The organism is Vibrio sp. VPAP30 (genome assembly GCF_001188205.1).
Lineage (GTDB): Bacteria > Pseudomonadota > Gammaproteobacteria > Enterobacterales > Vibrionaceae > Vibrio > Vibrio bivalvicida.
In genome coordinates, this window is sequence record NZ_LBLS01000026.1 from 204,273 (window position 1) to 222,545 (window position 18,273).

Here is an 18,273-nt window from a genome sequence, read left to right on the forward strand (position 1 = left end):
CGGTTCAATCGTTCATCGACTTCCAATCAACGCAGACACCGATAAATCGGTAGGCTAAGTGCGTTTGCAATTGATTGGTTTTACTCGTCAGTTTTTTATTTGCCCATAAGGATTAAGACATGTTTGAGAACAAAATTTGTCTGGTAACAGGCGCAGCGCAAGGAATAGGTCGAGCAATCACTGAGAGATTTGCTCAAAACGGAGCAGAAAAGGTATACGCCTTAGATATGAATTCGGACGGATTAGCCGCGGCATTTTCTGATATAGAAAATGTGCAAGCTGTTACGGTGAACATCTGCGACCGACAAGCAATTGCTGAGCTGGTGGAGTCAATTAAACAACAATACTCGCGCGTAGATGTGTTAGTGAATAACGCAGGCGTGACCCGAGATGCACTGATCGACAAAATGACAGAGCAAGAATGGGACTTTGTACTAGACGTTAACCTAAAAGGTGTATTCAACCTGACTCAAGCCATCGCGCCGTTAATGATGGAAAACAACTACGGCTCGATTGTGACTATGTCATCAGTAGTTGGGACCGACGGCAACATTGGTCAAACCAACTATGCGGCCACAAAAGGTGGAGTTATCGCCATGACAAAAGGGTGGGCGAAAGAATTTGCTCGTAAAGGGGCTCAAGTTCGTGCCAACTGTGTTGCACCTGGCTTTATCGAAACGCCTATGACCGCTGATTTACCGGAGAAAGTACTCGATATGATGAAAGGCAAAACGCCACTTGGCCGTATGGGGACAACCGAAGATATCACCAATGGCGTCGAATTTTTAGCCAGTGACAAATCAAGCTTTATCACTGGGCAAGTGCTGAAAATAGATGGTGGGTTGGTACTCTAAGATGACTGAGAAAGTCTATATTGTTGCTGCCAAGAGGACTCCGATTGGCAGCTTCCTTGGTGGGCTGAGTTCCCAATCTGCCGTTGAATTGGCGAGCTTAACCATTAAGAGCGCGCTTGCCCAAGCCGAACTTGCCCCGACTATGATTGATGAAGTGGTTGTGGGTAATGTGCTCGGTGCAGGTTTAGGGCAGGGGGTGGGTCGGCAAGCCGCTATTCACGCAGAGGTACCTGTCACAATTCCTGCGTACACCTTGAATATGATCTGCGGCAGTGGCATGAAATCCATCCTCAACGCCATAAACTCGGTACGAAGCGGTGATGCAAACCTTGTGGTTGCTGCGGGCACCGAAAGTATGAGTAATGCTCCATTTGTGATGGATGGGAAATGTCGTCAAGGCAATAAAATGGGTGATGTCTCCATGGTTGATACCATGCTCAAAGATGGCTTAACGGATGCTTTTGGTAGTTTTCATATGGGTATTACTGCTGAAAACATTGCCAAGCGCTATGAGATAAGCCGTGAGGAGCAAGACGCATTTGCCCTTCGTAGCCAATCAAGAGCTGAGCAAGCAATTAAGTCTGGTTGCTTTGAAGAAGAAATCGTTCCTGTAGTGATTAAATCACGCAAAGGTGAAAGCGCTGTGAATCTTGATGAGCATCCGAGATTCGGCACTACCATAGAAAGCTTGTCTGGGCTTCGCGCGGCATTCGATAAGCAAGGGAGCGTAACGGCAGGCAATGCTTCCGGCTTAAATGATGGCGCGGTAGCCTTGATTGTTGCCAGCGAGCAAGCGGTTCAGCAACATGGGCTGGTTCCTCTGGTTGAGGTAGTCGCAACAGGACAAGGTGGTGTTGAGCCTGATGTGATGGGACTAGGCCCAATCCCGGCGATAAAACAGGCATTGCAACGCGCAGAGCTCGAGCTGATTGATATTCAAAGGTTAGAGCTCAACGAAGCCTTCGCTGCGCAAGCCATTGGTGTGATGAAAGGGCTATCTGAGCAGCATAAAGTGCCTTACGATTGGTTTGAAGATAAAACCAACGTTAATGGCGGTGCGATAGCCCTTGGGCATCCAATCGGTGCATCGGGGGGGCGAATCGTCACTTCGCTGATCTATGAAATGATCCGCTCTAAAACTCAACTCGGTCTCGCCTCTCTGTGTATCGGTGGTGGTATGGGTACTGCGTTGATTCTCAAGCGGATTAGTTAAGCTTAATGTCTCTATAGCGTTACAAGCGCTGTTAGGTACAAGCCAAAACCATAGAAGCTATGCGCTAACAAACTTAACCCTCGTGCTTTCCACGGCGAGGGTGTTTTGGTTGCGGCAATACCAAATCCTAGGCAAGGCTGGATGATCAAGAATGGAAACGCTAATGTCACTATGCCTGTCATAAGTGCAGGTACGATACTCGGATTCATCAGCCATGTTTCGCCCAAAATAAGTATGTGGACTAACGCAAATACGATACCAGTCAAATAATGTAGAGCCCAACCCAACAGCTTCTCTCCCTTGACTGGTGGAGTCGCCATAATCGGACGATGAACCCATTGTCCGCGGGGTATCAAGCATACCCAACGCGCGACTAACGCGTAATCAAGAGGCGGAATGCCAAGCACTCGCTTCTGAATTGAAGCCCAAATATCCATGATCACCGTCGCGCCGATACCAACCCAAATCGCTTGTAGCCAAATTGATACTGCCATTTCGTTTTCCCTGTTGTAATTCGTTTTTAACCTGCTAGTTTTGAACCATGTTACAACTTGAAGTTAACTTTAAGTCAACGGGAATATTTATGGATATTGCAGTCGTTTCGAAAGAGTCAGGTTTGGCGCCGTCCACACTCAGGTATTATGAAAAGATTGGGCTGATTCGTTCGATTGGAAGAAATGGCTTACGTCGACAATATTCACCTAATATTTTGAATAAATTAAATATTATTTCACTGGGTCGGGCTGCGGGGTTATCGCTAGAAGAGATCGCATCCATGTTTGATGTCGACGATGAATTGGCCATTAGCCGAGATTTGCTTACTCAAAAAGTGGAAGAAATTGATGAGCAAATCAAGAGGCTGGCAATAGTACGTGATAACCTCAACCATGTCGCGAACTGCCCTCAACCCTCTCATTTAGAGTGCCCATCTTTCCAAAAACTGATGAAGTCGGCTAAACGCTATTTGCCTTAAAGTGCTTATTCACCGTACTTTTCTACAAACATTTGTTTATAGGACTTTGTCTGTAATTCTGAGTCAGTGAGACCAAACTGACTGGCAAGGGCTTTGAGTTCAAATTTATAGTCAACAAGCATGGATTCATCGTCTGTCATTATGGCGAACTCGGCAAAATCACCAATCTCCTCTAGCGAATCAACTGTGATATGAAAGTTGCCAACAAAATAGATACTTCTTAGCTTTGTTGCTTTTAAGGTGATTTCATAGCCCATGGTTTGCAGCATGCTTATAGCACTGACTTCGTCGGTAATGTTTGTTGCTTCACATCGATCTGCTTCTGGCCCTTTTACTATCCACAACTTGATTCCAGATGGCTCCATTTTACGGATACAGACACTCTTGTTATCGGCGAGCAGCGTTTTGTCAGGAGTATCAAAGTACCAGTCGGACTCTAGGTTGTCCTGCAGCATAACTTCATGCGGAATCTGGTTTAAAATCTCCAAGAAACTCGCTTTTGATTTTAGGCTATACTTCAGTTCTACCTCGTATTTACCTTGAAAGTGCTTGTTACTCATGTGTTGTCTCAGTCGAAAGAAGCAGAGTTTATCATAAGAAGAAAATGGTAAGCATGGTCAGAAGTATGACTCCTTGAAGTTGTATTTCTAACGATGAACATCGACACTATCATGTAGTGCTTCAGAGCGTTCATCCATACCATAGTCTCGAATAACACTAGCAGCCCTCAAATGGCAGCTTTCAAAATATATTTGCTTCGTTGATTTACTCAAACAAAGCGTAGTTATCGATAGATAAACAAAAAGAGCCAACCTTATGGTTGACTCTCTTTTCTTATCAAAACCGGCTAGTTAGGCATGGTTATCTGCGGTGCCTAGCGCTTCAACTCTCACTGCTGCGACCTTAAACTCTGGGATCTTAGCGTGTGGGTCGGTGGCTGTGGTGGTGAGCCTGTTAACTGGCGACTCGACGAAGTGGAAAGGAATGAAGATCACCCCTTTTTGGATTCGTTTGGTCACAAACGCGTCGATCTCTATCTCTCCTCTTCGGGTTGAGACTTTCAATCTTTGACCATTTGAGATTCCTAGCGCTTCGGCGTCTTGTACACTGATCATCGCTCTTGGTCCAGCAAGCTTGTCGAGCCCTTTGGTTTTACGAGTCATGGTTCCGGTGTGGAACTGTTCTAACACTCGGCCTGTTGTAAGCACGAGCGGGAACTCTTCATCAGGCAGTTCGGCCGCGTAGCGGAATGGAACCCCAACCATCTGCCCTTTACCACGAGTGAATTGGGTTTGGTGCATGATGCGTGTGCCGTTAGGGTTATTCTTGTTGCTCGGCCACTGGACACCTTCTGGCGTAATGTTATCCCACTTAAGGCCCGCATATTGTGGCGTGACGCGGGTAATTTCCGCGGTTATGTCAGCGACATTTTGATAGTGCCAGTCACTGCCCATTGCATTGGCGATTTGTTGGATGATCCACCAGTCCTCTTTCGCTTCTCCCGGAGCGTTGACAGCGGCGTTGACTCTCTGCACGCGACGTTCTGTATTGGTGAAGTGACCAGATTTCTCGGCAAACGAGCATGAAGGTAAAACCACATCTGCGTATTGGGCTGTCTCAGTTAAGAAGATGTCCTGCACCACTAAGAAGTCGAGCGTTTCTAACCCTTCAATTACATGGGCTTGGTTAGGGTCACTCAATACTGGGTTCTCACCCATAATGTACAAGCCGCGCACATTACGTTGGCATGCACCATCAATGATCTCGGTGAGTGTTAACCCAGGTTCTGCTGGCAGGTCGGGTGCGTTCCACTCAATAGAGAACTTCTGGCGGATCATTGGGTTATACACCTTCTGGTAGCCAGGGTAGTTGTTTGGTAGTGCGCCCATATCACAGGCACCTTGGACATTAGATTGACCGCGTAGTGGGTTGATGCCGCCACCTTCAATACCAATGTTACCGCACAAGAGCTGTAAGTTGGCGATTGAGCGAACGTTATCGTGTCCCGTTGTATGCTGGGTAATGCCCATAGAGTAGTAAACAGCGGTACGTTTGGCGGTGCCTATGGTGCGCGCCATGGCAAAGATGTCTTCAGCGCTGACGCCAGTGACTAGCTCGACTTTATCTAAGACGTAAGCAGGGGACATCACTTCTTGAAGTAGGGTATCGAAACCATCCACACGCTCTTCTATGTACTCTTGATCGTACCAACCGTTTTTAATGATCTGCTGCATCACCCCGTTTAACAGCATGACATCTGTCCCCGGTCTATGAGCGAGGTACAGCTCAGCATGGTCGACCATATCAATCCGTTTTGGATCGGCGACGATCAGACGAGCGCCATGATGACGAATTGCCTGCTTGATATGCGAAGCGATAATCGGGTGCGCAGAAGTGGTGTCTGAGCCTATGATGAAGATAACATCCGAATGTTTGATGCTTGGGATGTCGTTGGTCATTGCACCACTACCTAAAGAGGCTTCAAGACCGGTAACGCTAGAGGCATGACACAAGCGTGCGCAGTGGTCGACGTTGTTAGTGCCAAGCTCACGACGGATAAACTTCTGGAATGCATAGTTATCTTCGTTGGTGGTTTTTGCTGACGAGAAACCTGCCAACGCATTGCCGCCGAAGTCTTGCTTAATCGCAGAGAACTTCTTCGCGACTAAATCGATCGCTTCTTGCCACGTTGCTGGTTGTAGCCAGCCATCTTTACGGATGAGTGGTGTGGTAAGCCTTGAATCATCATTGATAAAGTCGAAGCCAAAACGGCCTTTGACGCACAGCATACTTTGGTTAACGGGAGATTCAGCACCTTTAACGTAGCGGATTTGATTGCTCGCCTCGTCGACATGCATGGTGAGCTTGCAGCCAACCCCGCAATAAGTACAAATGGTATCGATTTGTTTAAGTTGTTCGCTGCGACCTTGAGAGCGATCTCGGCTATCGACCATGGCGCCTGTCGGGCAGGCTTGCACACACGCTCCGCACTGCACACAGTTGGAGTCTCCCATTAGCAAACGACCATTTCTCGCTGAGCCAAAGTGCGGTCTATCATCGGGGCGAAGGGCAGGGCGTCCTTTCTCATCGTGAACAAAATTGAGAATGCCATGAACGGCTTGTTCGCTACATGCCTGAATACACTGACCACAGCTGATACAGCGGTTAGCATCGAATTCGATAAACTGCGAACTACGGTCAACGCGGAACTTGTGTCTAGGATCTTTACTGCGCAGTGTTAACCAGTCTTGATGAGATTTCACCTCTAGCGAAACTTTGAAATGTTGCTCGGCACCATATTCTGTTGAGTAGTCACGCAAATCACATTGGGTGTTGGCTTGGCAGCCACATTCAAGGCAGCGCAGTGCTTCTTGAATGGCGTCATCGTTATCGAAACCTAACTCGACTTCGGCAAAGCTCTGCTCACGTTGCTCGGGAGTGAGCTCTGGCATAATGCTTCGCGCGACTTTTTCGATATGTTCGAAGTGAAGCGGATCAACTTGAGAGAGTTTCTTCTCTTTACGTGAGTTGAACTCTGGTTTAGGCATATCTGCCATGTCGCCATTGAGGTATAAATCAATCGCTTTCGCGGCGATGCGACCATCTCCAACGGCTTCTACTGCGGTAGCAGGGCCGCGCCTGAAATCACCAATACTGAATATATTACCTGTCCCCGTGTGCATGGTGGCGTCATCCGTTTGCGCGGTATTCCAACGAGTCAGTGGGATGGAGAGTGAATCGTTCTCCAGAAAGCTCAAATCAGGTTTTTGCGATACCGCGGCAATCACGGTATCAAACGCTTCAGTGAAGAACTCACCAGTAGCTTGTGGTCGGCGTCGTCCTGAAGAATCCGGTGCGCCTAGCGCCATTTTCTCTAACCGAACTGAGCTGACTCGACCATTTGAGTCAGCAATGTTTTCGGCAGGGTTAGTTAAGAATAAGAACTTCACACCTTCGTGTTCGGCTTCTTCAATCTCGTAGTCTTCGGCGGGCATCTCTTCGCGAGTACGGCGATAAATCAGGGTGGTATCAGCTCCGGCTCGGCGAGCAGTTCGAGCGCAATCTATTGCTGTGTTGCCTCCGCCGATTACTGCAACCTTTTGGCCAGTGGTGTAGTGCTGCTCAGTGACATAATCTTTGAGGTAATCCACACCTAGGTAGCAGCCATCTAAATCACTACCCGGATAGTTCATCTCGACAGCGAGTGAGGCGCCGACAGCGAGACACACCGCGTCATAATCTTCGCTTAATTGAGATAGGCTAAAATTCTCACCCAGTTTCTGATTCGTTTTCACCACCATGCCGTTACGGCACATTAATTCAATTTCTTTGTCGAGAATCGCTTTAGGGAGTCGGTACTCAGGGATCCCATATCGAAGCCAGCCGCCAGCTTGAGGCATGGACTCGAACACCGTGACATCGTAACCTTCATTGGACAAGTAATAGCCCGCGGTTAGGCCACCCGGTCCGCTACCGACAATTGCAATGGAAAGGTTTTTGGCTGTTTTTTTCTCTGGTACATAAGATTCTTGTGCTGCAAGGTCAGCATCAGCAGCGTGACGTTTAAGTTGTCGAATGGCTATCGACTCATCAACCAATGAACGGCGGCATTCACTCTCACAGAATGCAGGGCAAACACGGCCAATTGAAAGCGGCATTGGTAGTGTCTTTTTGATCACTTCAATCGCTTTTTGATGATCGTTTTGTGCGATGAAATATAAGTAAGACTGTATATCGACACCCGCAGGGCAAGCGGTTTTGCATGGCGCTTCACAATCGGCGTAGTGATCTTGCATGATCCGGTTGAGTGCTTGTTTGCGGTGGGTGCTAAGCTGTTGGGATTGAGTGATAACATTCAACCCAGAATACACTTCGAGTTCACAAGCGCGTTTAGTTCCACCACTTTCGACTTCGACAACACACAAGTCACAAGGGACTTTTTGGTCTGATTTATTGAGACCACATAGTGAGGGGATGTCTACTCCACACACTTTGGCCGCTTCTAGTAGGGTCGAGCCTTGCTCAACAATTCGGTACTTTCCGTCTATTACGATTTCAATCATAAGACCCCCGCAGCAAAAATATAGCCACACACTATATAAGGATAATATGTCGCAAGGAAAGATCGTGTGATAAAAACTCAATCTTTAGATATTTGTAGGAGATGGTGAGCTGTGCTTTCCCTGCAATAATTTCAATATGGGCGCTTTATCACTGCGGTTTGTTGATAAGCATCAATTGAAGTTTGATACACCACTTTAGAGGTATGTATCTCGATCTCATTGCTCGCAAAAATAACCGTAATTTTACTATGGTTGCTATGCTAAAGTAGGTTGTAAGTCATCTTACAATGTAAGCGAAGGCGAGAGGTATTGGGTCATGAGTTCGTCTAATTCAAAGCTATCAGAGAGTCGACGTCGCTTCTTGCGGGATGCCGCGCGAACGGCGGCCGGGGTTGGAGTCGCTGCGACAGTATTGGGACTTCAGTCGACGCAAAGTCAGGCAAGAAACGGTGAAGGTGTGCCCGTTCGACCACCGGGAGCGCTCCCTAAAGGGGAATTTGAGGCGGCATGTACTCGTTGCGGTTTATGTGTTCAGGCCTGCCCTTATGATACCTTGAAGTTGGCAACGCTACTCTCTTCTGTTGAATCAGGAACGCCTTACTTTAATGCGCGCAAAATTCCATGCGAGATGTGTGAAGACATCCCTTGTGTACCTGCTTGTCCAACCGGAGCGCTTGACCCTAATCTAACCAATATCGATGATGCGCGCATGGGTACCGCGGTGTTGATTGACCATGAAAGTTGTCTTAACTGGCAAGGTCTGCGCTGTGATGTCTGTTATCGTGTTTGCCCACTGGTCGATGAAGCAATAACCCTTGAGCATATTCGCAATGAAAGAACGGGCTATCACGCGAAACTCATTCCAACCGTTCATTCGGACAAATGTACAGGTTGTGGCAAATGTGAGCAGGCTTGTGTGACCGAAGTTGCCGCAATTAAGATCATTCCAACAGAGCTCGCGAAAGGCAAGATGGGAGCTCACTACCAATTGGGTTGGGAAGAGGTAACCAAGTCACTGGAAAATAGCGCGCCGGAAGTGCCTGTAGAAGCGTTAGAAACGCTAGGAGGTAAGCTCTAATGGCTAAGAATCTAGCGAAAGATGCAGGAAAAGACGCAATCCGAGAACTCGGCTGGTGGAAGGCTCATCGCTTCTTGCTGCTGCGCCGTGTATGTCAGCTCAGCATCATTGCGTTGTTCATGGCAGGGCCAACCTTAGGTGTACTAAAGGGCAACCTATCGTCTAGCAATCTGTTTGATGTCATTCCGTTTAGTGATCCATTAATTGTTCTTCAAACACTCGCAGCAGGGCATATGCCTGAACTCACCGCTTTGATTGGCTTCGCCATTGTGGTGGTATTTTATGCTGTAGTGAGCCCGCGTGCTTTTTGCGGCTGGGTTTGCCCACTTAATATCGTTACCGACTTCGCCGCTTGGCTGAGAAGAAAGCTCAATTTAAAGGCGAGCTACCGTTGGTCATCTAAACTTCGTTACTGGTTGATTCCAGTACTACTTATTGGCAGCGCAATTTCGGGAAGCGTGCTTTGGGCGTGGATTGATCCGGTTGCCACCCTTCATCGTGGATTGGTGTTTGGAATGGGGGCTGGCTGGATACTGATTGTTATGGTCTTCTTGCTAGACTTGCTGCTTGTTGAACACGGCTGGTGCGGTCACTTATGCCCGCTAGGTGCAACCTACGGTGTGATTGGTTCAAAGAGCTTACTTCGTGTTTCAGCAGTGCGTCGTGAAGACTGCACCAAATGCATGGATTGCTACAATGTTTGCCCAGAGCCAGAGATTTTGCGTCAACCGCTAAAAGAAGGTGACCGACGAGTCATGAGCCAAGACTGTATGAGCTGCGGACGTTGCATTGATGTGTGTGCAGAAAAGGTTTTCGAGTTCAAAAACCGTATTTCAGTCCAGCAAGTCGATTAATAGCATTCGAGATAAAGAGATGAACAAGCTTATGTGTGCGGTTGATCATCTCTTTATTTTTTAGCGCTTGAAGTTTGAACAAAAATCACCCTATACTCCCGCCATCACTTCTTTAGGAGATTACGCCAATATGAATAACTAACACCTGTTATCCAGTTTTACATCGTTATTAGGATTCCACAGGGTTAGTCGGCGTAGCTCCGTCTGTGCTCAATCGAGCATGACTTCTCTTATACAAGATTGTTTTTTATCGCATTTGTTTGCGATCTGTTTGCTACGTGCAATGCCTAATCCTGTCTAACAGGAGGCAATTTATGCCAGTTGTACAAGCCAATAAAATCAGCTACCACTTCGACAATGGCGAGGTGCTTTTCAGTGATATCTGTTGTTCGTTAACGCAATCTAAAGTCGGGTTAGTCGGACGTAATGGGGTGGGGAAATCAATTCTCGCTTCTATTCTAACCAAGGCTCTTTGTCCCACTCAGGGTGAAGTCGCGCTAAATGCGATCGTGAAAACCTACACTCAATTACCTTCAAAGCTACTGGATGGCAATATTACTGTTGCGCAGTACCTTGGAGTTGAAAATGTATTGCACGCTTTGGCGAAAATTGAGCAAGGAGATTGCGACGATCATTGGTTCGAGATTGTCGGAGAGCAATGGTCGTTGAAACAAGAGCTAGAATACCAGCTTGGTGAGATGCAGTTGCCGCGAAACACGGACTTTCTCTGTTCAGAGCTAAGCGGCGGACAGCTCGCACGCTTACAGTTGTGGCAACTGTTTCAATCTGATGCGCAGCTGTTAGTGCTAGACGAACCATCCAACCATTTAGACAAACAGGGTCGCGAGTGGCTTCGTGAGCAAATGAATGCCTTCACGGGTCATATATTGCTTATAAGCCATGATCGCTTTTTATTGCGAGAAATGGAGCAAATATGGGAGCTTTCAACCTTGGGGTTAGCCCAATTTGGCGGTAATTATGACGACTATAGAAGTCAAAAAGAGCTAGAAGTAACGGCGGTTGAACGTCAACTAGACAGTGTCCACAAGGAACAAAAAAGGCTTGAGCGACAAGCGCAAAAGAACAAAGAGAAAGCCGAGCAAAGACAAGCAAAAGGAATAAAAGCGCGCAGAAGTGGCAGCCAACCTAAAATCTTGCTTGATGGTATGAAAGACAGTGCTGAGCGAACCATGTCCAACAAGCTGAAAAACGAAAACAGTCGTCGAGACTTGCTTGATAAGAAAGAGCACGCATTGAACAAGAGGAGTGAGCAGTTAAAAGCGCAAAAGTTCTATATGGGTGAAAGTCATGGAGGCCGGAAAGGGCAGCTAGTTTCGATAGTCAATGGTGTCTTACCTTATGGTTGCCAGGAGCCTATTCATTTGCAGCTAACGGGAACTAGCAAACTTTGGTTGCATGGTGGCAATGGGTCAGGCAAGTCTACCTTGCTTAATATCTTGCGGGGCAAAAGTACTTTGCTCAGCGGTGACTGTTACCTCAATACGCCGTTATTTTACTTAGACCAACACTTTGGCTTGTTAGATAACACCAAGACTCTGTTAGAGACGGTGATGGAAATGTGCCGTGGACTATTGGAAGCGGAGACTAGAACTTTGTTAGCAGGTATCGGCTTTCGGCGTGATTCGGTTTTCCGCACAGTCAAGCAGCTAAGTGGTGGTGAGAAAATGAAGTTAGCAATGCTGGTGGTCAGCCATCAGCCAACTCAGCCGATACTTTTGTTGGATGAGCCTGATAACCACCTTGATCTGGAGTCTAAGCAGTTACTCGCCCAGACGTTAAATCAGTACAGTGGAGCATTTGTCTTGGTCAGTCACGATGAGGACTTTGTGCAGGAAAGTGGGGTAAATGAAACTTACAACCTGAGTAACGAGTTTTAATCGGCTAAAGGCTTAAGTTCGCTATTTTAGCTCTTTAACAACAACCGTGTTACGGCCGCTCTCTTTGGCATCATAGAGGGCGGCATCAGCGGTTTCATAAAGTTGTTCCATCGTGTACTTAGGTTTGTTGGTCGTCACTATTCCGAACGAAGCCGTAATAACATCAGAAGCGCGGCTAAACTGGTGCTCTAACTGTAACGATTCAATCTCCAGTCGGATTTGGTTGACGAACGATATGGCTTCTTCTGGAGAACGCCCCGTAAACAGCACCCCAAATTCCTCTCCGCCCAGGCGGAAGCAGTAATCAGAACTTTGCTGACACTGCTTTTTCAGGGCATTAGCAAACTCGACGAGCTGTTTGTCACCGTTAAGATGTCCGTAATGGTCGTTGTATTGCTTGAAGTCATCGACATCAATAATTACAAAACTCAGCCAGTCTTGGGTGCTCTGCGCTCGTAAGATTTCTGTAGGGAGCTTTTTGTTATAGTAACGGCGGTTAAACAGTCCTGTTAAAGGGTCAGTAATCGACAGCTGCTCGATTTTGTTTTTCTCATGTAACAGCTGCTGTTCTATCTGCTTTCGCTCGGTAATTTCGCTATTGAGTTTGTCATTTAACTTGGAGAGTTTGCTCGTCCAGTAACTTAGTAAAATTAACACCGACAGTGACACAAGAGCGATTTTCCACACGAGACTATAATCCACTCCGTGTTCGTATCTAACCGTTACCCATCGGGAGTAGATGGTTTGTTTCTCTTCTTCAGAGAGGGCGTCCAAAGACTTCTGCAAGATGCTGTTAAGGATTGGCCAGTCGCTTCGCACTGCCATTCTTAGATCAATTCGATACGGTGTGAGCCCTGAGACTTTAAGGTTGCTATACCCTTCGCGTGTCATAACATAGTTGGCGGTTGCAATATTACCTACGTATGCATCTACTTTGCCTGATGCGACGGATTGCAGAGCATCTGATACGTTTTCAGCCGCATACAGCTTGATTTGTGGGTGATTGTCTCGCAGTAGTTCGTATGAGCTATACCCTTCTACCGCTGCAACCTGCATACCATTGAGAGCCTCAATATCGCGCACATAAGGAATGTCTTGATTGGTGATAATCATGAGTGGAAAACTGAGGTATGGGCGAGTGAAGTCCAGATATTGCTCACGATCTTGCGTGACAGGAAGAGCAGGGTAAATGTCTAGTGCTCGCTGTTTTGAAGCTTCAACAACCTCAGACCAACTCATATTGGTACTGGGAACAAGCTCTATCCCTAAGCGCTGAGCGATCAGCTTAATGTAGTCGGCAGCAATGCCCTGATACTCTCCACTACCGTCGACATACTCAAACGGCGGCCAATCTATATCAATTGCTAACCTTAGTTCGTTATGATCTCTTAACCATTCTACTTCTTCATCGGTCAACTTGAGTGCTTTGGTGTTTTGATAATAACCATCAAGTAGGAATTTGATGCTGAAGTTATATAGTTTATCGCTCTCATGTTGTTTAGAGAGCGCCTGAAAATCAATACGTTGCCAATTGTCGTCAATAAAGCTTTGAAACATGGCTACATTGGCATGATTGATTGAATAGAATGGGGAGCGAAACTGGGTGGATTCAGCAATAAAATCGTGACCATCAAGATAGTCGTTCAACAAGATCATGCTCCACGCCGCTTCGGTAAAGTGACCGCCAACCGAGATATAGGGCTCTCCCTCTTCAATTACTCTAAGTGCTTCCGGTAGCCAATCCACTCCTCCGATATAGATGGAATTTAGCGGTAACTCTAGCTCTCGCATGGCATCTCTGGCACCTAATGCGATAGTGTCAGAGGCGGCCCATACCATGTTGATCTCAGGATGACGTTGGTAAAAATGCTTAAATTGGCGTTTCGCTTCTTCACGCCCCCAACTCATATTGGAGTCACTTTCTGCAACAACAGTTACGCTCGGGTTGTGCCGTATAAATTGATAAAGCCCTTGGTTTCTCTCGATTGCCGATAACTCCTTGAGATTACCATTGAGCACCAGCATTTTTACTTTGTTGATCTGACCATTGGCTTTTAGCAGCAGTTGCTCGGCCAAAACGGAACCTGCTTTGATATCGTTAGGAGTAATTTCTCCAATCCAGTAACGATATTTGGTTCGAGGGAGAAAATCGCGGGAGTTAAACCCTGTGTTGAAAAGAATACTCGGTATTTTGCACTTCTCAGTAATGGTAAGCAGCTTTTCACCTATCTGTTCGTAGTTCATGAACAGAACACCATCTACGCCTTTCTCACATGCTTGGGAGACTTGCTTCAACATGGTCTCGGGTTGGTTCTCTGCATCATAGACATGTAAGGTAACGCCAAGGTCATTGGCAGCCGCTTGGGCAAATCTTATTTGTGATTGCCACGAAGCACTCTCTGTTCGCGGAACAAACAGCGCGATCTCTGCACTCATAACTTGAATGGGTAACAATAAGAAAAACAACAGTATTGCGCGAACTTTCATTAGTACCGTTCAAGAGATGGGTTTTCTCTAGTATAGCAGTCGCTACTTTAGTCAGTTAGGCGTAGTTCTAAGTCGTAATTAAGTTTAAGTTCAATGTTTGTGTCAACGAACTCAGATGGTTAGGTTTATTGCGCTGATTTAGCTTTACGATACTGACTTGGGGTCATACCAGTGATTCTTGAAAATTCCCGGTTAAAATTTGATTTAGTCTGAAAGCCACTATTCATGAAAATCTGTGTCACGGTATCTTGAGAGCTGCGTAGCGCCTGTTTTGCATGGCAAACGCGGTAAGAGTTTATGAGTTTAGAAATATTTTGAGCATGTACTTGATTGACTGCGATAGAAATATGCTTAGCGGGTATGACGAGTTTACGGCTAAGTTTCGCGAGTGTTAAATCGGGATCGAGATACAGAGACTCTCGACGTATTTTCTCATCTAACAAAGACGTAATCTCGATAGCTCGCTCTTGTGACATCGTCATTGTAGAAACAGTATTACTTATCAAATGATCTGGCTGTGCTTCAGCGTTCTCAGTCTCTGAGATAGGTGTGTTTATGCCAACAATAACGACAGCAATAGAGAGCGTCGGCAACAATACTAGGTGGGCAACAGTCAGTATATATAACGACATCTCCCCTTTGTTGTAAGCGAAATCCAGTGACATCAATGTATCGACGAGTGCTGAAAACAGTAACATCCAACCCGCAATACTCTCTGCTTTCTTAACGTTATCCCAACTTCCTAGAGAAACATTGATCAATAAGGACTCTTTTCCTGCAAACCGGATCAACCCAATGCCATAACCGATATAGGTAAGAGTGAGAACTTCATCTATAGGGAGTGACAACCAATCTTGAGTAGCCACGCTAGTCAATATGTATGCAGGCGCGACAAAGTGCTTTACTAGTGACCATAAGTTTCTTTGCGTTGATGCCGAAAAAACGAACCAAGCACAAACCGGAATCAGAGAAGCTAAAACGGGCTGGAAAAAGTTAAACAGTGAGACATCAAATGTCCATCTCAAACCTACCATAGCGATTGTTGTTGCGCACAACCCTAGAAACAAACAAGCTGCTTTGGTTTGTGGCCCGAAACGCAAATAGAGCGTAATCGCTAATAGCCCAAGTAGCATTGAGACAACAAAAGGCACAGGAATGGCGAGCATAATCGGTCCTAGATGAAGTTTGATTCCGTTTCGAGTACCAATAAGGATAACTCTTTGAAATTTAATTAAAACCAATAATAGGACAAATGCCGGTTTTGAGACGACCTAGAACGCGATTTAGGTCTTTTTAGATTCGAAATCGCCTGAAAATCTCCTTGTTGTTTATAAAGGAGTGACATTTATGCGGTTTTATTTATTGGCGTGGAGGCGCAGTTTTGACTTCTCTGGCTGCTCGTCGAAACAGGAATTTTGGTGGTTCTTCCTTGTACATGCCTTGGTTAGTTTGGTTTGTATATTGGCTGATGTTGCGATGAAAAGTTGGTTTGATGCTACCTATGGCATTTTGAGCTTAATTCCTACTCTTTCTGCTATAGCTCGAAGGCTCCACGATAGTGGTAAAACAGGATATTGGGGCTTTGTGTTTTTCGTCCCCATTGCAGGGCCATTTTGGTTGGTTTACCTGTTAGCTCAACCGACTCTTACGCATATGACTGAGGAGGCGTCAGCATGAAAAACGTCATCAAGCTTCTATTTCTATGTTCGGCTTCCGCAGTTGCTGTTGCCTCGCAGGAAGTGCCATCCAATTCGTTAGGCGTTATCGTCGCAGATCAAATGACCCAAGGACAATTAGTTTGGCTAAAAGGAAGGGTTGGAAATGCCATCTACCGTTTTTCAGATCCCGATGGTCGCGATTGTACTATGGAGCTGCCAGTGGCTATCGGTAGTGTGTCAGATTCTGGGTTAGGGATCAGCGAAGCAAAGGGTTTTACCCTTTATGTGGTTAGTGAGCAACTTAATCAGGCAATTCAACATGGTCAACGAATAAATAGTAAAAATTGGCGGTTTTCGCTTAACCTAAGTGATGCTCCCATAGATGGATTCATCACTGGTGGTATCGGTGCCGAAGAGGGTTTTATATTGAACTCGAAGAGAAGGTGGATCTCTTGGCTTATGGGAGAGGAACCAAAAATTGGGTGCAGTTAAGTAAGCAGAAAACGAGTGGATGTCACTCGTTTTAGCTTATAGAACAAACTGAACTGTTACAGCGACAAAGGCATGGTCACTGGCTTTCTTGTCTTTTTCAAAGCTTGGGTTGATCAAGTGGGCATCCAGTGTTTGGTACTCTGTGACGTCAGCCATCGAATACTGAGAGTCGGGTTGAAACTCCTGTGACAGCAGAATGTAGTCGAGCACATTCCCTTTAGCAAAATGATAGTGAGTAGGCGGTCGCTCACTTTCAAATGCCGATGTAGGTTGAAGCTGCCAGCTATCTCTTAGCCTGAGTTGTTTATCATCTTCATTGAGTTGCTGAGTCAGTAAACCAGTAATATTGCTGCTTATCGCTTGGTTCATATCTCCCATCAGCACCGTTGGGATTGGGTGGTTATTATATAGCTGTTCCATAAACACTCGTAGCATAACCGCTTCCCATCCCCTTTGCTGGCTTGATAACCATTGACCCAAGAGTGAGTGAGCTTTCTCAGCATCAAGGCTGTCTATTGGCCGTTGTGACTTAAGGTGACAGACATAAACGGCTACCTCGCCGATATCTGGTATCTCGACCGTGGCATAAATTGGTTTGCGGCTAAAGTCGGGAGCCTTAACCTGATAGCTCTCTTCAATCGAAGTTAGCGGAGTGACGGCACTGACGCTGACAATTGGGTATCGTGATGCAATGGCGACAACGGGTTGAGAGCAAATATAGTCCTGCTCTAGATGAGGTTCGTCGACGACCGCAAAATGAGGGTAGCCTAGTTCTTCAAATAAGATTCGCGCGGCGTCGATACTAAACACCTCTTGAACACCAACAATGTCCGCGTTTAGGATGTTGAGTTTTTCTTGAGTCCAGCGACACTTCTCTTTCCATGCTTCGCCATCATAGATGTTTTCAAAGTCGTAAAACGCCTTTGGAGGCTCTACAAAATTAAACAGATTCGCCGTAGCGAAAGTCAGCGTTTTATTGGTCAGCAATGGAACGGCTCTACAAACTCTAAAAGTTTAGTGTAATCAAAATCCAACTAACTTGCTGTAGCTGAATAGTTTTACTGGATAGATTTTTGTCAAAAGGTTCAGGTGGGGGAATTAATTAACTATCAATTAATTGATATTGATTATGGTTCTCATTTTTGTGAGGTGTCACTATTGAAGGTAATCAATCTCGCATCGCTCAATGCGGTCTGCCTAACCAGTAGAGAAGGGACAAAACATGTATGGTTTGTTAGTCACATTACATATACTCGCGGCGACTATTTGGACAGGAGGACATATCGTACTAGCTGTGGTCGTGCTGCCTAGGGTGCTACGAGAACGCTCTGCCCAGAGACTTTTGGATTTTGAATCTGTCTATGAAAAAATAGGTATGCCTGCGCTAGTTATTCAAATCATTACAGGGCTTATGTTGGCATACAGAATGTTACCTGATGTGAGTTTATGGATTGATATGTCTATTCCAATTTCGCACGGGATTGCCGCTAAACTTACTCTGCTATTGCTCACTTTTCTATTCGCATTAGATGCAAGGTTCCGAGTGATTCCTAAATTATCAGAATCTAATCTCACTGATATGGCATTGCACATTATTCCGGTTACTGTTTTCTCAATACTGTTTGTTATTGTTGGCGTATCTTTTCGAGTTGGGTGGTTGTACTAGTAGAAAGTAAAAGTGTTTTCTTTAGCTAGGGCTATTT

At 46.0% G+C, this 18,273-nt stretch carries 15 protein-coding genes; 9 read left to right on the forward strand and 6 right to left on the reverse strand.

Annotation, left to right across the window (positions count from 1 at the left end; all coding sequences use genetic code 11):
* Positions 1 to 119: 119 nt before the first annotated feature.
* A complete protein-coding gene (locus ZX61_RS11440) occupies positions 120 to 854 on the forward strand; it encodes a beta-ketoacyl-ACP reductase (RefSeq protein ID WP_004746120.1) in 735 nt (244 codons plus the stop codon).
* Position 855: 1 nt separating this feature from the next.
* The gene (locus ZX61_RS11445; protein ID WP_049844752.1) at positions 856 to 2,067 is read left to right on the forward strand and encodes an acetyl-CoA C-acetyltransferase; all 1,212 of its coding nucleotides are present in this window, start codon (positions 856 to 858) and stop codon (positions 2,065 to 2,067) included.
* An 11-nt stretch (positions 2,068 to 2,078) separates the two neighbouring features.
* Here the strand turns inward: ZX61_RS11445 and ZX61_RS11450 are convergent, their stop codons facing one another.
* Positions 2,079 to 2,561, reverse strand: a complete 483-nt coding sequence (locus ZX61_RS11450) for a DUF2938 domain-containing protein (RefSeq protein ID WP_049844753.1) — start codon at positions 2,559 to 2,561, stop codon at positions 2,079 to 2,081.
* 89 nt (positions 2,562 to 2,650) lie between these two features.
* Here ZX61_RS11450 and ZX61_RS11455 point away from each other — a divergent pair, with 89 nt between their 5' ends.
* The gene (locus tag ZX61_RS11455) at positions 2,651 to 3,040 is read left to right on the forward strand and encodes a helix-turn-helix domain-containing protein (RefSeq protein ID WP_049844754.1); all 390 of its coding nucleotides are present in this window, start codon (positions 2,651 to 2,653) and stop codon (positions 3,038 to 3,040) included.
* A 5-nt stretch (positions 3,041 to 3,045) separates the two neighbouring features.
* Here the strand turns inward: ZX61_RS11455 and ZX61_RS11460 are convergent, their stop codons facing one another.
* Positions 3,046 to 3,600 (reverse strand): class IV adenylate cyclase, encoded by a 555-nt coding sequence (locus ZX61_RS11460; protein ID WP_049844755.1) that lies wholly within the window; start codon positions 3,598 to 3,600, stop codon positions 3,046 to 3,048.
* Positions 3,601 to 3,891: 291 nt separating this feature from the next.
* On the reverse strand, positions 3,892 to 8,103 hold the full coding sequence (gene fdhF / locus ZX61_RS11465) for a formate dehydrogenase subunit alpha (RefSeq protein ID WP_049844756.1): 4,212 nt from the start codon (positions 8,101 to 8,103) through the stop codon (positions 3,892 to 3,894).
* 316 nt (positions 8,104 to 8,419) lie between these two features.
* On the opposite strand from fdhF, the gene napG reads away from it, so the two are divergent.
* The 3 genes from napG to ZX61_RS11480 all read left to right on the forward strand — a co-directional run bounded on the left by napG (position 8,420) and on the right by ZX61_RS11480 (position 11,933).
* Positions 8,420 to 9,181 carry a ferredoxin-type protein NapG gene (gene napG / locus ZX61_RS11470; RefSeq protein WP_038197251.1) on the forward strand — a complete coding sequence of 254 codons (762 nt, stop codon included), beginning with the start codon at positions 8,420 to 8,422 and terminating at the stop codon, positions 9,179 to 9,181.
* Entirely contained in the window at positions 9,181 to 10,035 is an 855-nt protein-coding gene (gene napH, locus ZX61_RS11475) for a quinol dehydrogenase ferredoxin subunit NapH (protein WP_049844757.1), read from the forward strand. The genes napG and napH overlap by 1 nt, the downstream gene beginning before the upstream one ends.
* Before the next feature lie 314 nt (positions 10,036 to 10,349).
* Entirely contained in the window at positions 10,350 to 11,933 is a 1,584-nt protein-coding gene (locus ZX61_RS11480; protein WP_049844758.1) for an ATP-binding cassette domain-containing protein, read from the forward strand.
* A gap of 21 nt (positions 11,934 to 11,954) precedes the next feature.
* On the opposite strand, the gene ZX61_RS11485 is transcribed toward ZX61_RS11480, so the two are convergent.
* Together ZX61_RS11485 and ZX61_RS11490 are read right to left on the reverse strand one after the other, a co-directional pair.
* A complete protein-coding gene (locus ZX61_RS11485) occupies positions 11,955 to 14,420 on the reverse strand; it encodes a diguanylate cyclase (RefSeq protein WP_049844759.1) in 2,466 nt (821 codons plus the stop codon).
* A gap of 125 nt (positions 14,421 to 14,545) precedes the next feature.
* A complete protein-coding gene (locus ZX61_RS11490; protein WP_049844760.1) occupies positions 14,546 to 15,586 on the reverse strand; it encodes a helix-turn-helix domain-containing protein in 1,041 nt (346 codons plus the stop codon).
* Positions 15,587 to 15,767: 181 nt separating this feature from the next.
* Between ZX61_RS11490 and ZX61_RS11495 the strand changes: the two genes are divergently transcribed.
* Together ZX61_RS11495 and ZX61_RS11500 are read left to right on the forward strand one after the other, a co-directional pair.
* On the forward strand, positions 15,768 to 16,097 hold the full coding sequence (locus ZX61_RS11495; protein WP_049844761.1) for a DUF805 domain-containing protein: 330 nt from the start codon (positions 15,768 to 15,770) through the stop codon (positions 16,095 to 16,097).
* Positions 16,094 to 16,570 carry a hypothetical protein gene (locus ZX61_RS11500; RefSeq protein ID WP_049844762.1) on the forward strand — a complete coding sequence of 159 codons (477 nt, stop codon included), beginning with the start codon at positions 16,094 to 16,096 and terminating at the stop codon, positions 16,568 to 16,570. The genes ZX61_RS11495 and ZX61_RS11500 overlap by 4 nt, the downstream gene beginning before the upstream one ends.
* A 36-nt stretch (positions 16,571 to 16,606) precedes the next feature.
* On the opposite strand, the gene ZX61_RS11505 is transcribed toward ZX61_RS11500, so the two are convergent.
* The gene (locus ZX61_RS11505; RefSeq protein WP_049844763.1) at positions 16,607 to 17,557 is read right to left on the reverse strand and encodes an endonuclease/exonuclease/phosphatase family protein; all 951 of its coding nucleotides are present in this window, start codon (positions 17,555 to 17,557) and stop codon (positions 16,607 to 16,609) included.
* Positions 17,558 to 17,792: 235 nt separating this feature from the next.
* On the opposite strand from ZX61_RS11505, the gene ZX61_RS11510 reads away from it, so the two are divergent.
* On the forward strand, positions 17,793 to 18,236 hold the full coding sequence (locus ZX61_RS11510; RefSeq protein ID WP_049844764.1) for a CopD family protein: 444 nt from the start codon (positions 17,793 to 17,795) through the stop codon (positions 18,234 to 18,236).
* Positions 18,237 to 18,273: the final 37 nt, after the last annotated feature.